Annotated in this window: 12 protein-coding genes and 1 riboswitch; of the genes, 9 read left to right on the top strand and 3 right to left on the bottom strand. The window is 59.1% G+C overall.

What is annotated here, in order from left to right:
- Positions 1-91: 91 nt before the first annotated feature.
- Positions 92-300: riboswitch (cobalamin riboswitch) on the bottom strand.
- A gap of 43 nt (positions 301-343) precedes the next feature.
- Positions 344-1,717 (bottom strand): sensor histidine kinase, encoded by a 1,374-nt coding sequence (locus B3H86_RS10295; protein WP_292053553.1) that lies wholly within the window; start codon positions 1,715-1,717, stop codon positions 344-346.
- The gene (locus tag B3H86_RS10290) at positions 1,710-2,381 is read right to left on the bottom strand and encodes a response regulator transcription factor (RefSeq protein ID WP_292053552.1); all 672 of its coding nucleotides are present in this window, start codon (positions 2,379-2,381) and stop codon (positions 1,710-1,712) included. Before B3H86_RS10290 ends, B3H86_RS10295 begins: the two co-directional genes overlap by 8 nt.
- Before the next feature lie 177 nt (positions 2,382-2,558).
- Here B3H86_RS10290 and B3H86_RS10285 point away from each other — a divergent pair, with 177 nt between their 5' ends.
- The 9 genes from B3H86_RS10285 to B3H86_RS10245 all read left to right on the top strand — a co-directional run bounded on the left by B3H86_RS10285 (position 2,559) and on the right by B3H86_RS10245 (position 12,840).
- Positions 2,559-3,647 (top strand): ABC transporter substrate-binding protein, encoded by a 1,089-nt coding sequence (locus tag B3H86_RS10285; protein ID WP_292053550.1) that lies wholly within the window; start codon positions 2,559-2,561, stop codon positions 3,645-3,647.
- Entirely contained in the window at positions 3,644-5,311 is a 1,668-nt protein-coding gene (locus tag B3H86_RS10280) for an ABC transporter permease (RefSeq protein ID WP_292053548.1), read from the top strand. Before B3H86_RS10285 ends, B3H86_RS10280 begins: the two co-directional genes overlap by 4 nt.
- Positions 5,304-6,350, top strand: coding sequence for an ABC transporter ATP-binding protein (locus B3H86_RS10275; RefSeq protein WP_292053546.1), 1,047 nt, complete (start codon positions 5,304-5,306; stop codon positions 6,348-6,350). Before B3H86_RS10280 ends, B3H86_RS10275 begins: the two co-directional genes overlap by 8 nt.
- 18 nt (positions 6,351-6,368) lie before the next feature.
- Positions 6,369-7,814 carry an OprO/OprP family phosphate-selective porin gene (locus B3H86_RS10270; RefSeq protein WP_292053544.1) on the top strand — a complete coding sequence of 482 codons (1,446 nt, stop codon included), beginning with the start codon at positions 6,369-6,371 and terminating at the stop codon, positions 7,812-7,814.
- 1,018 nt (positions 7,815-8,832) lie between these two features.
- The gene (locus tag B3H86_RS10265) at positions 8,833-9,402 is read left to right on the top strand and encodes an ABC-three component system protein (RefSeq protein WP_292053542.1); all 570 of its coding nucleotides are present in this window, start codon (positions 8,833-8,835) and stop codon (positions 9,400-9,402) included.
- Complete coding sequence (locus tag B3H86_RS10260) at positions 9,399-9,647, top strand: ABC-three component system middle component 6 (protein ID WP_292053540.1); 249 nt, start codon at positions 9,399-9,401, stop codon at positions 9,645-9,647. The genes B3H86_RS10265 and B3H86_RS10260 overlap by 4 nt, the downstream gene beginning before the upstream one ends.
- Positions 9,644-11,425 carry an ABC-three component system protein gene (locus tag B3H86_RS10255; protein ID WP_292053538.1) on the top strand — a complete coding sequence of 594 codons (1,782 nt, stop codon included), beginning with the start codon at positions 9,644-9,646 and terminating at the stop codon, positions 11,423-11,425. The genes B3H86_RS10260 and B3H86_RS10255 overlap by 4 nt, the downstream gene beginning before the upstream one ends.
- Positions 11,426-11,626: 201 nt before the next feature.
- Positions 11,627-12,046 (top strand): hypothetical protein, encoded by a 420-nt coding sequence (locus B3H86_RS10250; protein ID WP_292053537.1) that lies wholly within the window; start codon positions 11,627-11,629, stop codon positions 12,044-12,046.
- On the top strand, positions 12,016-12,840 hold the full coding sequence (locus tag B3H86_RS10245) for a hypothetical protein (RefSeq protein WP_292053535.1): 825 nt from the start codon (positions 12,016-12,018) through the stop codon (positions 12,838-12,840). Before B3H86_RS10250 ends, B3H86_RS10245 begins: the two co-directional genes overlap by 31 nt.
- Before the next feature lie 87 nt (positions 12,841-12,927).
- On the opposite strand, the gene B3H86_RS10240 is transcribed toward B3H86_RS10245, so the two are convergent.
- Positions 12,928-13,093, bottom strand: a 166-nt coding sequence (locus B3H86_RS10240) for a transposase (RefSeq protein ID WP_292053822.1), incomplete at its 5' end; no start/stop codon positions are given.

Below are 13,093 nucleotides of genomic sequence, written 5' to 3'. Positions count from 1 at the left end.
CGGTTGGACACGCGCCATCACCCGCTGAACGCGGTTGAAAACGATGTCGTCACACGAGTTGCCTCGACCACCTGGCTATTCCCGGCCACGTGGAGAACGACCGCGACAGGTAGGTCTCCTGGCTTGCGGATCGACGCCGGTGCACGCCGCCTTCCCAGAGATTGCAAGGTCATCGACCTGGCGTTCCCCAGTGGCTTATGACGCGCGGGCTAGCCGCTTACAGTTGCGGGAACAGCCGGAGCTTGAAACTCCGTTCCCTTTTAATCCCCGATGAGGGGAACCTGACGCAGTTCCGGCAGTACGGCTGTCGATGGCCAAGGTCAATCAGAGATTTCCCGCCCGATCAGCCATCCGCCAGTGGAAGCCGCAGACTGACTCTCAGTCCCTTCTGGCCGTGGGTGATCGTCAGTTGCCCATTCATGGATTGGGCAAGACGGTCGGCGATAGACAGGCCAAGCCCGGAACCGAAAGCATCGCGATCACCACCCACGCGCATAAAACGCTGGCCTATGCGCCTGCGGAATTCCTCAGGCACGCCGGGGCCGTCGTCCGCGATGGTCAGTACACCAAAATGGCCATCCTGTTCGACGCCCACCGTGACTGTCGCGCCCGTTCCGGCATAGCGGACCGCATTATCGAGCAGGTTTCCGGCGATTTCAGCAATCAGGAACGGATTGCCCGTCACCATCAGCGGTGAAGGCGGACCGCTGAAGTGAATGTCCTGACCGGCATTCAGTGCCCGCGGGGCATGGTCCATAGCGATCTGCCGGATCAAGGCCTCCAGATCGACGGATTGCAGGTTTGCCGCCGATGCATTTTCGGCGCGGGCCAGTGAAAGCAGCTGTTCCAGCAAACGCTGCAGGCGGGCGGCGCTGGCGTCCAGATCGGCAAAGCGTTCCCTCGCGTCATCCGTATCGGGGATCGAACGCTCCAGCGTGGCGATGTTTGTACGCATGACAGCGACGGGCGTACGAAACTGGTGCGAGGCATCGGCTGTAAAGCGGCGGATGCCGTCAGTTGCCGTTTCAAGCCTTTGCAGCAGGGTATTGAACGCGACAATCAAGCTGCGCACCTCATGCGGGGCCTGATGGATGGGGAGGGGAGTGAACACGGCCTCTCGCGTCTGCGCTGCCGCCTCGATGCGCCGCAAAGGCCGCAGTCCCCAGCGCACGGCAGCAGGCACCAGAATGGCCGTCAGCGACACGAGTGAAATCTCCAGTGCCCCCAAGGCGATCAGCAGCTGTCGGATCAAGGCTCTGCGGCCTTCAATCGTCTCTCCGACCTGGATCACGACGGGTTCATCGATACGCGGCAGAAGCCGCGCCGTTTCGGCCACCCGTATGCGCTGGTCGCGGTAGGTGATGTAGCGGAAGGTCACATCATCGATCGTCGTGGTCGGTGCCAGAGGCAGATCTGCATAGCCCGTGATCAGTTCACCCGACTTGGTGATGTTGTAATAGACATTGTCCCGCTCGGCATCTTCCAGCAGGCCGAAGGCCGCCGGGGGCAGGTCCAGGGTGATCTCTCCCTGATAAACGGCCAATGTATCGGCGATGGCTGTAACCGAAGCTTCCAGCGGTCGGTCGTTCACCTGTTCGACAATCCGCTTGATGAGCAGGGTACCGCCAGCCCCGAAGATCAGGGCCACCGCAATCATCGGCCCGATCAGCGCCCGCAAAAGACGGCTGGTAACAGACCCCGCGCGCGTCTCAGCCATGCGTATCCAATAGATAACCAAGTCCGCGCAAGGTCCTGATTTTAGGGCCATCTGGCTCCAGTTTCTTGCGCAGGCGAGCGACGTAGACCTCTAGTGCGTTGGGCGCGATTTCATCGTCCTGATCAAATACATCGGCCAACAGGCGCTCTCGCGGTACGACCTTGCCCCGGCGGATCGACAGGCTCTCCAGAACGGCCCACTCGCGCCGCCGCAGGTCCAGTGGCCGACCGTCGAGAGTGGCTGTTGAGGTCGCCCGGTCGATCACCAGCGGCCCGATGACAATGGAGGGATTGGGGTCGCCCGCACCGCGACGGACCAAGGCCCGCAAACGCGCCTCCAGCTCGGGCTGGGCAAAGGGTTTGAGCAGATAGTCGTCGGCACCGTGATCCAGGCCCGCCACACGATCCTCTATGGTGTCATGCGCGGTCAGCATCAGGATGGGGGTCTTCAAACCCGAGCGCCGCATTCGTTTGAGCACCATAAGGCCCGAAATATCGGGCAGGCCGATGTCCAGTATGATCGCGTCATAGTCGCTCTCGGCGGCAAGCGCCAAAGCTGTTTCACCGTCTTCTGAAATATCCACACTGTATTGCAAAGCTTTCAGTGAAGCTTCCAAAGCCCTTCTCAGAGGAGCGTCATCTTCAATCAGCAGTATGCGCGACATTCATAAAACCAGTGACAGGTTCGTGACAGCATTCAAGCCATAACATGCCTGAACGGAGCAATAAGACTCCATTGGGATGGATACACCATAGGAGGCATGGCCGTGCAAAAACGCACGATACTAACCCTATGCGCAATATCAGGAACGGCCCTGGCTGCGGGTCTGGTCTGGAATATCTTGCGCGATGACAAGAGTGCTCCACGACCCGTCGTCGAGCCCACTATCGCCAGTATAGAGTCCGTACCTGCCGGATACCCGCGCTCGTATGCACAGATCATAGAGGCCGCCAAACAAGAAGGCCGTCTGAGCATCTACTCGGCCACAGACGCGCGTGAGGTGACCGAACTCATCAATGATTTCCGTTCTCTATACCCGGAAATCAATGTTGAATATGCGGATCTGAACTCCACGGAGATTTACAGCCGCTTCATCGCTGAAGTCGCGGCCCGCGAGGGCTCGGCCGACCTGCTGTGGAGTTCGGCGATGGACCTTCAGATCAAGCTGGTCAACGACGGCTATGCACAACCCTATGCCTCGCCCGAAAAAGCCGCCCTGCCTGAAGGGTCTGTGTGGAAAAACGAGGCCTACGGCACCACGGGCGAGCCGATTGTTTTCGCCTACAACAAACGACTGATGCCGGAAGAGGACGTTCCGCAAAACCATGCCGAACTGACCGATCTTCTGCGTCGCAAGCCCGGGTTTTATCAGGAAAAAATCACGTCCTATAACCCGGTGAAATCCGGCGTCGGCTTCCTTTACATCACACAGGATGTGCTCGCGACCGGCGACACCTGGGACTTTGTCGCCGCCCTGGGCCCGACCAACCCGAAGCTCTACACCTCCACCGGCGCCATGATGGAGCGCATCGTTTCGGGCGAGAGCCTGCTGGCTTTCAACATGATCGGCTCCTATGCCGTCGAGCGTGCCAGCAAGGACCCGTCGGTCGGCGTCGTCTTCCCGAACGATTACACGCTGGTGATGTCGCGCATCGCTTTCATTCCGAAGGATGCACGCAACCCCAACGCAGCCAAGCTCTTCCTGGATTTCATGCTGTCCAAGCGGGGGCAGGAGCACCTGGTCAAGCGCAACATGCGCTCCATCCGTTCTGATGTCGCTGCGCCCGCCATCTATGCCTCCTTGCCGGAGAACACGCGTGAAATCCGCGTTGGACCGGCCCTGTTGGCCAATCTGGATCAGGAAACGCGTCTGCGCTTCCTGCGCCGTTGGACCGAAACGCTTAGCGGTAAGGAAGAGCAGCAGCCATGAAGCCGCAGTTTCGTATTGCCATCGTTCTGGCAGCCATTTTCGTAATCCTTGCCCCAATCGGGCTGGTGGTCTGGCAAAGCTTCCTGAACGGTCCGTTCTTCGCTCGCAATGTCCACTTCACGCTTGATGCCTTCCGCTTTGTTTTCAGTGATCCGGCCTTCTTCAAGGCCCTGGGCAACTCAGCCCTGATTTCAGCGGGAATGACCTTGATCGCCGTGCCTATCGGCGGGCTTTTGGGTCTGCTGTTGGTGCGTACCGATCTGCCCGGCGTCCGCTGGCTAGAGCCGCTGATGCTGGCCCCGATGTTTGTCTCGTCCATCGTTCTGGCTTTCGGCTTTGTCATGGCTTTCGGGCCGGTCGGCTTCATCAGCCTTTGGGCCAAGGACATCTTCGGTTTCATCCCCTGGAACCTCTATTCCACCACCTCGCTGATCATACTGGCGGGCCTGACCCACGTTCCGCACGTCTATATCTATGCCTCAACAGCATTGCGCAGTCTGGGTTCGGACGTTGAGGACGCCGCCCGTGCGACGGGGGCAGGGCCCCTGCGTACGGCGCTGACGGTATCCCTGCCCATGATCATGCCCAGCCTGCTGTACTCGGCGGTTCTGGTCTTTTTCCTCGGCTTCGAACTGTTCGGCCTGCCGCTGATCCTTGCCGATCCGCAAGGCACGCAGGTTCTGGCCACCTATCTGTATGGCCTGACCAATATTCTGGGCATCCCCAGCTATCAGCTGATGGCTGTGGTCGTGATCGTGATCATCGCCATCGCCCTGCCGCTGGTCTTCCTGCAGCGCCGCCTGCTGAAGAACGCCAACCGCTACATCTCGGTCAAGGGCAAGGCCACGCAAAGCCGCCCCCTGCGTATCGGCGTGTGGAAATGGCCCGCCTTGGCACTGATTGTCCTGTGGCTGCTGGTTACGGTCGGTGCGCCGGTTGGTGCCCTGATCATGCGGGCCTTCGTCACCTCCTGGGGTGAGGGGGTCGATCTGGCTCAGGTCCTGACGCTGAACAATTTCCGCGAGCTGGCGGAATATCCAAACGTTGTCCGCGGCATCATAAATACGCTGATCCTGGCGATCGCCGGTGGCGCGGCGGCAGTGGGTGTTTACACCCTGATGAACCTTGCCACCCACCGCTGGCCGACCAAGTGGAGCGCGACGCTGGACTATATGGTCCTGCTGCCGCGGGCCATGCCGGGCATCATCGCCGGTCTGGCCATCTTCTGGGTCTTCCTGTTCTTCCCGCCTCTGCAACCCTTCCGCCAAACCCTGCTGGCCATGTGGTTCGCCTACACGCTGGTGTGGATGGCCTATGGCATGCGCCTGATCTCGGCCTCGCTGCTGCAGATTTCACCCGATCTGGAAGAAGCGGGCCGCGTGGCCGGTGCCTCTGCCGGACGTGTCAGCCGCGAACTGACCCTGCCGCTGATCAAGGCCGGCCTGATCGGCTCCTGGCTGCTGCTGTTCGTCACCTTCGTCCGTGAATACTCGACCGGCGTCTATCTGCTGGGTCCGGGCACCGAAGTGATCGGTTCGCTTCTGGTTTCCCTGTGGGCCACCGGCGGTGTGGATCTCGTCGTCACCCTGTCTGTCCTGAACATCGCGATGGTCTGCGGCGGTCTGCTGCTCCTCGCCGCCTTCGGAAAGAAGAAAAATGGCTAAGCTCAACGTCAACAACCTGCACGTTCAGTACGGCAAGACCCAGGTCCTCAAGGGCGTCTCCATTGACGTTCAGGACGGTGAAATCATCGCCCTGCTGGGTCGGTCGGGCTGCGGTAAATCCACCCTGTTGCGGGCGATCGCCGGTCTGGAAATTCCGACCGGGGGCTCCATAACCATCGGCGACAAGACGGTGTTCGACAGCGCCAGCAAGACCAATATCGCGCCCGAAAAGCGCGATCTGGGTCTGGTGTTCCAGTCCTATGCCCTGTGGCCGCACAAGACGGTGATGGACAACGTCGCCTATGGCCTGAAGGTGCGCGGCAAGAACAAGGCCGACATCAAGGCCAGCGCTGAAGAGGTGCTGGAGGGTGTCGGACTGGCCCAATACGGCCACCGTTTCCCGTCGGAGCTTTCCGGCGGCCAGCAACAGCGTGTAGCGCTGGCCCGCGCGCTGGCGTATCGCCCGCCACTGATCCTGTTGGACGAGCCACTGTCGAACCTCGATGCCAAACTGCGCGAAGAGGCCCGCGTCTGGATCCGCCAGTTGATCAAGAAGTCCGGCCTCGCGGCCATATTCGTCACCCATGATCAGGTCGAGGCAATGGCCATTGCCGACCGTGTCATGCTGATGAACGAAGGCCTGTTGGTACAGGAAGGCTCTCCAGAGCAGCTCTATACCAATCCAAAGACCCTGTTTGCCGCCGATTTCATGGGCGTGAACAACACCATCAACGCCAAGGTGGCCGAGGTGAACGGCAAGTTTGCCCGTCTCGACATCGATGGCGAGACGGTGTGGGGCATCAACCGCGGCAACCGTCAGGTGGGCGATGACGCGACCTCCATCATCCGCATCGAAGATGTCGGTATCGACCAACCCGAAGGCGTCGAAGCCCATCTGGACTTCTCGGCCTATTTGGGCGGTCGCTGGGAGCATGTGTTCAATCTGAATGGACGCTCTGTGCGCGCCGTATCGACCCACACGCTCGACCCCGGAAATCACCGCATCAGCCTGCCTCAAACCTCGCTCTGGGTGTTCTGAGTTCTAGTGGAGAGCGTAATGCGTCGCGTAGCATTGTTGAGTTCAACTGTACTGTGCCTTTTCGCTGCTTCTCCCGCTCTGGCCCAGGCCTCTGCTGCACAGCAGGGGCCGACGGTCCAAGACCTGTTGAAGCTGTTGGTAGAGGAGGGCGTCGTCAGCCAGGCCAAGGCCGACGCCCTATATGAAGCCGCAGCAGGGGAGGCCGCTGCACGTCAATCTCCCCAGTCACTGCCCCCCGCTGCTGTGGCGGGAACGCCGTCGCCAGCCGCCAATCAAGGCGTTCAAAACGTCGTCGTAAAGACACCTGAAACCTCCGGGCAGCAGCCGCTTAAGATCGATTTCGGCAAGGGCGCACCGGAATTTTCGGCCGGTGATTTCCGCTTCCGGCCACGCGGTCGCATCCTGGCGGATGTGTCATCCGCCTCCGGTTCGGACTATGGCGACCGAAACATCACCACCACGGGTGCTCGCGCGTTGCGCATCGGCATGGAAGGGGCCGCGGGCAGGCTGTTCTATCAGATCGAGGCTGATTTCGCGTCGGAGCTGACCTCGATCACCAGCGCCTATGTCGGTTGGCGCGAGATGGTTTTCGGCAATCCCTCCGAACTCACTCTGGGCGTACGACTGTCCGAGCGCGGGATCGAGGGCTCGACCGGATCAGACGCTACGCCGTTTCTGGAACGCAATCTGATCGCCAATGCCCTGACACCCCAAAGCGGATTTTTCGGCGTCGGGGCTATGGCCAAAACTTTCGGCAAAAACTGGCACGCCACGGTCAAGATCACCGGCGACGACATGGACGACAGCTTCCAGGTGCGGGACGGGCTGACGATAATGGAACGCGCCCACTGGAACCCGATCGCCACCGATGACCTGATCGTCCACCTCGGGGCATGGGGCTTTCAGGAGCGCTTCCCGGATAAACCCAAAACCATCAACCAGAACACCGCCATCGGCGGGCGCTTCAACTCCAATATCCGCGTGTCTTCTGGCCAGATCGGTCTGCCGGATACGGGACAGGCGTATGGGGTGGAACTGGGGGGCGTCTATCGCAACTTCTGGGCGTTTGCCGAGGCAGGCCAGCGTGATCTGGACTATCGCGACAACGTAGCTTCGACGCGGTTCAAAGCCGGCACACTTTCGGCCGGATGGTTCATCACCGGCGACAGGCCCGGTTATTCTCGCAGGATCGGCGCCTGGAGCCAGCCATCTATACTCAAGCCGGTTACAGATGGCGGTATGGGCGCGCTGGAACTTCTAGCCCGGTGGGAGTGCGTGGACTTTACCGACGCGCCATTGGGTGGAAAAGGATGCAACCGCACGCTGGGCACCAACTGGTATCTGACGGACTCGGCGCGTCTCATGTTCAACGCCATCTTCTGGGACGTCGAAAACTTTACCGACAGCTATCCGACCAAGGACGATGGCATGACCTTATCCATCCGCGCCCAATATTCATTCTAGACCCGTACGGGCGAAGAACCTGAAGCATCACAATGCAGGATCGTCAGGCGGAAAATGACCTGATGATCCTGTCACGCTTAGCGGTCGGATAAATGAATTCAAATGGTGCCAGGTGATAGACAGCGGAACCCAACATGTATTTTCTTCGCAGACTGCACAGGTTCGGAAAGTGTTGCAGCCATAAATGGCTGTTTTAACGGCAAGATAGATACAGATTCAGTAATGTAGCCGTTGCAGTCGTCGCCTGCATTTGTATTGCAAGTCCGAAATCGCTTGGGCGATTTGTGAGGTGTGAAGAGTGTGAAAACACTAGGCTTCAATAGCTTGTGGATAAGCGGCAAAAGCGAGACGAGCGTCCGCTTCTGACTCTTCTCAGACTTTGGGGACGTCCGCTGTCGGGCGTGGATAACAGGGTCGCCAGCGTGGGCAACGCACTTTAAAGGGACCGTGAGAGCAGTTGCTACCTAGGTGAGGATGATTAATCACTTCGTGGTTGATGCCATGGATGCCATCAGAGGCAAGTGACCTAGACGCTTTAGACAGTTCGTCATGGCTCTCCCGCTACGCGAGCGACAAAAGGCGCGAATGGCTTGCGATTGCATTCCGAGTCAGATTGACCGATGTTAGATTAACCGGCGGGAACAGGGGCCGGCGACGGAATCGCTACGTGTCTTTCTCACCATCACGACGGAACGCCATTAAGGCCGCGCTCGAGCTGAAACTTCGCCGTGCCAAAGGGGGGAAGCTCCAGGAGTTCCTGTCCGAACTAATGACTCGCGTAAACGGTGACGCCTTCCAAGGCGTCGGAACGGACTATTCGCGGGGCGATCTCAAGTGCGACGGCCTTCTCGTGGACCCCCTCACTGTATTTGCATGTTATGGTCCGGTTTGAGCACAGCAGTGGCCAAGGTTGACTCGGATTTCCATGGGGCACTGAACCATTGGCCCGATCTGAAAGGCTGGAAGTTCGTTCACAACTACGTTGAACAGCCACCGGCCCAGATCGTGGCGAAAGTTCTTGAGCTGCGAGCTGCGAGCTGCTCACCCCGAAGTTAAGATCGATATCTTCGGCAGGGAGCAGTTCGAGGCGGCGCTTTTCGGTCTAGATGCCGATGCGATCGACGATCTTGTCGGCCAGGCGGCGTCTGATGAAGACTTCCGTGCGATTCAGCCCGAAGTGCTGCTAAAGGTCGTGAGCGATCTCATGGCTGTTCAACATGACGCCGCTGACTTAGACCCACCTCGGGCAGTGCCCGATCGCAAACTTCACTTCAATGGCCTTAGCGACCATTCGCAGGGCCGCATTATCAACGGTATGCAGAATTCGATTAGGGTCGGGCAAATGCTCGACAACCACCAGGACGCCATGCTCGGTGCCGAAATCGCCGCTGTATTGAAGGCAAAGTATCTGGACTTGAGGACACAGGACATAGAACCTGATGACATCCTGTTTCAGCTCTATGGATTCGTCGCTGGCGTTGAACGGATGACCGCTGCGCTTGATGTGGCTGTATGGAGCCTGTTGGCACATTTCTTCGAAATTTGCACGATCTTTGAGGATGAGCCAGTCGAGGCTACGGCGGCGTGATCCTACCCAGCAAGTATTTAAAGTCAGACCGGGCGCTCCTGTCTGTCGGCGGTGAGATCCTGTCGGTCATGGGAGACGCCGCGACCGTATCCGAAATCTGGGACAATGTGCGCGCGATGCGCTCAGACCAGAACGGTGAGTCACCCCTGCCGTTCGACTGGTTCGTTATGGCTCTGTCCCTGCTTTACGCCTTAGGCGCTGTCGATCAGGTCAACGGTACCGTGATCAAAAAGGCGGCGCGATGATCCGCACGATCTACAGCACGCTTTCCACGTTCAAGACCATCGTCTTCGGCGAGGGATTGAACATTCTCCTGGCCGATGTCGCTGCAGAGTCTACGGGGCGTCACACTCGGAACTCGGCGGGAAAGACGAGCCTCGTGGAGGTCATCCACTTCCTGTTGGGTGCCGATGCTCCCAAAAAATCGTTGTTCAAGCACCCCGAGTTGATCGATCACAGTTTCTTCATGGAGGTGTTGCTGGGCGACCTATGGGTCACGGTTCGGCGGTCAGGATCAAGCGACCAGATGGTCCATCTGATCGCCGGCGATGCCAAGGGTCTGGGGTTAGACATCTTCGCGAGCGACGAGGACGAAATTTCCGTAGATCTGAATACATGGCGGACGGTGCTTGGCGATCTGTGGTTCGATCTGCCGCGCGATCGGAAGGACACGCCGTTCGAACGCAAATGGGCTCCGACCTTCCGCTCCCTTGTCGGTTACTTTGCTCGCCGACGGGCGTCCGGCGGCATGGAAGTGATTGAAAAGACCGCCTCGGATCAGAAGCCGGGCAGTTGGCAAGTCGCCTTGTCGTACCTTATCGGCCTCGACTGGGAGATTGCGCGCTCCTTCCAGGACATGCGGGATCGACGCCGAGCTATCGAAACCTTGACCAAGGCGATCAAGAAAGGCGAACTCGGTGCTCTCTTTGGGACAACAGCCGAAATTCGGCCCGAACTCGCCCGGGCGGAAGCACGCCGCGATAGCCTGCGGGCCCAGATCGACGCCTTCCTTGTCCACGATAGCTACCGGGAGCTGGCGGCAAAGGCCGCTGAGTTGAAGGAGAAGGTCTCCGACGCGACGTTCAGTCTGGCTGAGGCAGACGCGGCCGTCGACTACATGGCGCGATCGCTCCAAGAAGAGGCACCGCCCGCCTACACCGACGTCGAACGCCTCTACGCCGCCGCCAAAGTTGAACTGCCGGCGGTGGCCCTTCGTCGCTTCGAGGAAGTGAAGGCCTTCCAGGCGTCCGTTGCGTCGAACCGACGTCGTTATCTCGAGGCTCAGATAGAGGATGTGCGTAATCATCGCGCCGTACTCGAACGAACGCTTCGGGACGCCTCGGACGAGCGAACGAAGATCTTGCGGTCTCTAGACGGGACGGGGGCCTTCGAGGACCTGATCCGCTTGCGCGAGGCCCTCGGCGAGATTGTCGGCCGGGTCGAGGTGCTAAAAGGGAAACTGCAGCACGCCGCGAGTCTCGAAAACGACAAGACGCAGCTGAAGGCCGAGGCGGCCGAGTTACAGCTAGCACTGCAGCAGGATCACGATGAAGCCGAAGATCGTATAAAGCGCGCCACCGTCCTCGTGGACCGCGCGATCGACACCCTCTACGACGACCGAACGGGCAACCTGATCGTCGAAGCGTCGCGCACCGGACCGAAATTCCGGATCGATATTCAAGGCGGCGGCAACAAGGGCGGGATCGACATGATGAAGCTGTTCTGCTTCGACATGGCGCTGCTCGAAATCGCTTTCGAACGCTTCGAACCGGGGCCCCGCATGGTGGTCCATGACAGCCACATATTTGATGGTGTGGATTCTCGGCAGGTGGGTCTCGCCTTGGCCTATGGCGACAAGGTCTCCCGCAATATCGGGGGTCAATACATCGTCGCCTTGAACAGCGACGAGTTCGAGAAGGCCTTAGTCGCCGTCGATGCCACTTTGGAAGACGCGATCAATGTGGTGAGGCTTACGGACGATGAGACCGGTGGCCTGTTCGGCTTCCGTTTTGATATGAGCTGAGAGACGGCGATTATGGGCAGCCTGGGTCATTCTAGACCCCGGCCATGGCCGCCCTGCCGCGATGCGTTTGCCCAGCGCTCCACTTCTTAGCCTGACGCAAGCGAGGCGTCGACTCGAGCACGTATTTTGTACCAAGCCTGTGAGAGCGGGGCTGCAGCCGCTAAAATTGCGTGCGCGGCCCAAGCGTGACATTAGGTACCGATGATCATTCGACAGTACGGCCAGTGTGAGGAATGCGATCAGGTTCACGTCCTGCGCATCGGGATCGGCAGGGAACCCGATCAAAGTCATAGGTTTGCCTGTGTGAACTGTGGCGAGGAGATGGGGCTAGGGCTGCAGCTCGGAACAGGAATTGTCTGGGGGCCAAATGCGCGCGCTGCCAAAGCTGACGATAGAGCGCCAATCATCAATCTCCATCCGTCATTCGTTTTCTCGAAGGACGAGCTTCACAGCCCGCTTGCTTTTCCCAGCATTGAAATGGGCAGCAAGCTGATTAAAGCTTTCTTAGCCCGTCGTGATCGTATGGGGCAGCCACTCACGCTGGCGGATCTCCCAGAAACTGGCAGGCCGGCTGTTAGCCTTTCTGAGGAATGGCAGACCTCCGCGCGACGTGGTCGCTGACCCGGAACGGTAAAAGCGTCCTCGCCGAGCGTCGCATGGCGGCGTTTATGGAGAAGGGAACCTACAGCGAGCGTCCGGAAGGACTGACTGACTGGTTGTTTCAGTTCGCGGGTTCCCTCGGGGGCGCTGTTTACGCAGAGCGCTTCGAAGCCGCCTTCACCGAAGTGCAGAAGGCTTCGCAAGCAACCGGTTTTCAGGCCTTTGCAGATTATTTCGGAGACACGTTAAGTGCCGACCACGGTCAGCGTTACTTTGATCTCCTCAAATCTTACTTCGGCGGGTTCGGCGAGTTTTCCCAAATCCATCATTTGGTGACCGCTGGTATCGAGATTGGTCCTGATCGTGTGGCAACTTCTACCCATTTCGACGCGACGCGGATGTTCTATGGCAACGCCTTCGAGGCGTTCGCGTCTAATGTTGAGACACTCACTGCGCTTAACAATCTGATTGCAGGGCGGGCGTATGACCAACTCGCCAGCCTGAGCCTGTCGGATTATCAGAAACTCGATAAGGCTGGGCGGTTCAAAGCGTTTGAGGCCAATGGCCCTTTCGCTGCAATTTGTGATGAAGCAGACAGCCAGCTGCGTAATGCGTCACACCACGGAGGTTTGCATTTCAGGCGCAAGAGCAACTCGGTCGTGTACCGTGCCGGAAAGGGCGGGCAAGGGGCCGAAAGAGAAATGGGGTACGCAATCTACCTTGAGCGCTGCTCAAAGATCCTGCTTCAGACTATGGTCCTTTGGCGCATCGAGCTGTTGATTACAAACCAAACCGGCGCTCGACCGCCAATCTAGGCTGATTACGCGCTGACCGCGCGCGTAGACCAACGTCCGCCTGCGGGGCCTGATCTTAATGCCCGTTCTTGGCGCTAGGCTCAGGACTCATAGCCAAAAGAGCACTGTAGCGGCGAGGGCTATGGCGGAGAGGAAGACGTTCGGGCACCGATCATAACGCGTGGCAACGCGTCGCCAGTCTTTCAGACGACCGAACATGATTTCGATGCGGTTGCGTCGTTTGTATCTGCGTTTGTCATACCGGATGGGCTCG

This window comes from Brevundimonas sp. UBA5866 (genome assembly GCF_002432125.1).
Taxonomy (GTDB): Bacteria; Pseudomonadota; Alphaproteobacteria; order Caulobacterales; family Caulobacteraceae; genus Brevundimonas.
Note: the sequence above shows the minus strand (reverse complement) of the source record. Positions and strands in the feature narration are given on the sequence as shown.

Bases quoted from the DNA above. Each gene is read 5' to 3' on its own strand.
- B3H86_RS10255 (WP_292053538.1), top strand. From the start codon at position 9,644: ATGATCCGCACGATCTACAGCACGCTTTCCACGTTCAAGACCATCGTC.
- B3H86_RS10245 (WP_292053535.1), top strand. From the start codon at position 12,016: ATGGCAGACCTCCGCGCGACGTGGTCGCTGACCCGGAACGGTAAAAGC.
- B3H86_RS10295 (WP_292053553.1), bottom strand. From the start codon at position 1,717: ATGGCTGAGACGCGCGCGGGGTCTGTTACCAGCCGTCTTTTGCGGGCG.
- B3H86_RS10275 (WP_292053546.1), top strand. From the start codon at position 5,304: ATGGCTAAGCTCAACGTCAACAACCTGCACGTTCAGTACGGCAAGACC.
- B3H86_RS10250 (WP_292053537.1), top strand. From the start codon at position 11,627: ATGATCATTCGACAGTACGGCCAGTGTGAGGAATGCGATCAGGTTCAC.
- B3H86_RS10270 (WP_292053544.1), top strand. From the start codon at position 6,369: ATGCGTCGCGTAGCATTGTTGAGTTCAACTGTACTGTGCCTTTTCGCT.
- B3H86_RS10290 (WP_292053552.1), bottom strand. From the start codon at position 2,381: ATGTCGCGCATACTGCTGATTGAAGATGACGCTCCTCTGAGAAGGGCT.
- B3H86_RS10280 (WP_292053548.1), top strand. From the start codon at position 3,644: ATGAAGCCGCAGTTTCGTATTGCCATCGTTCTGGCAGCCATTTTCGTA.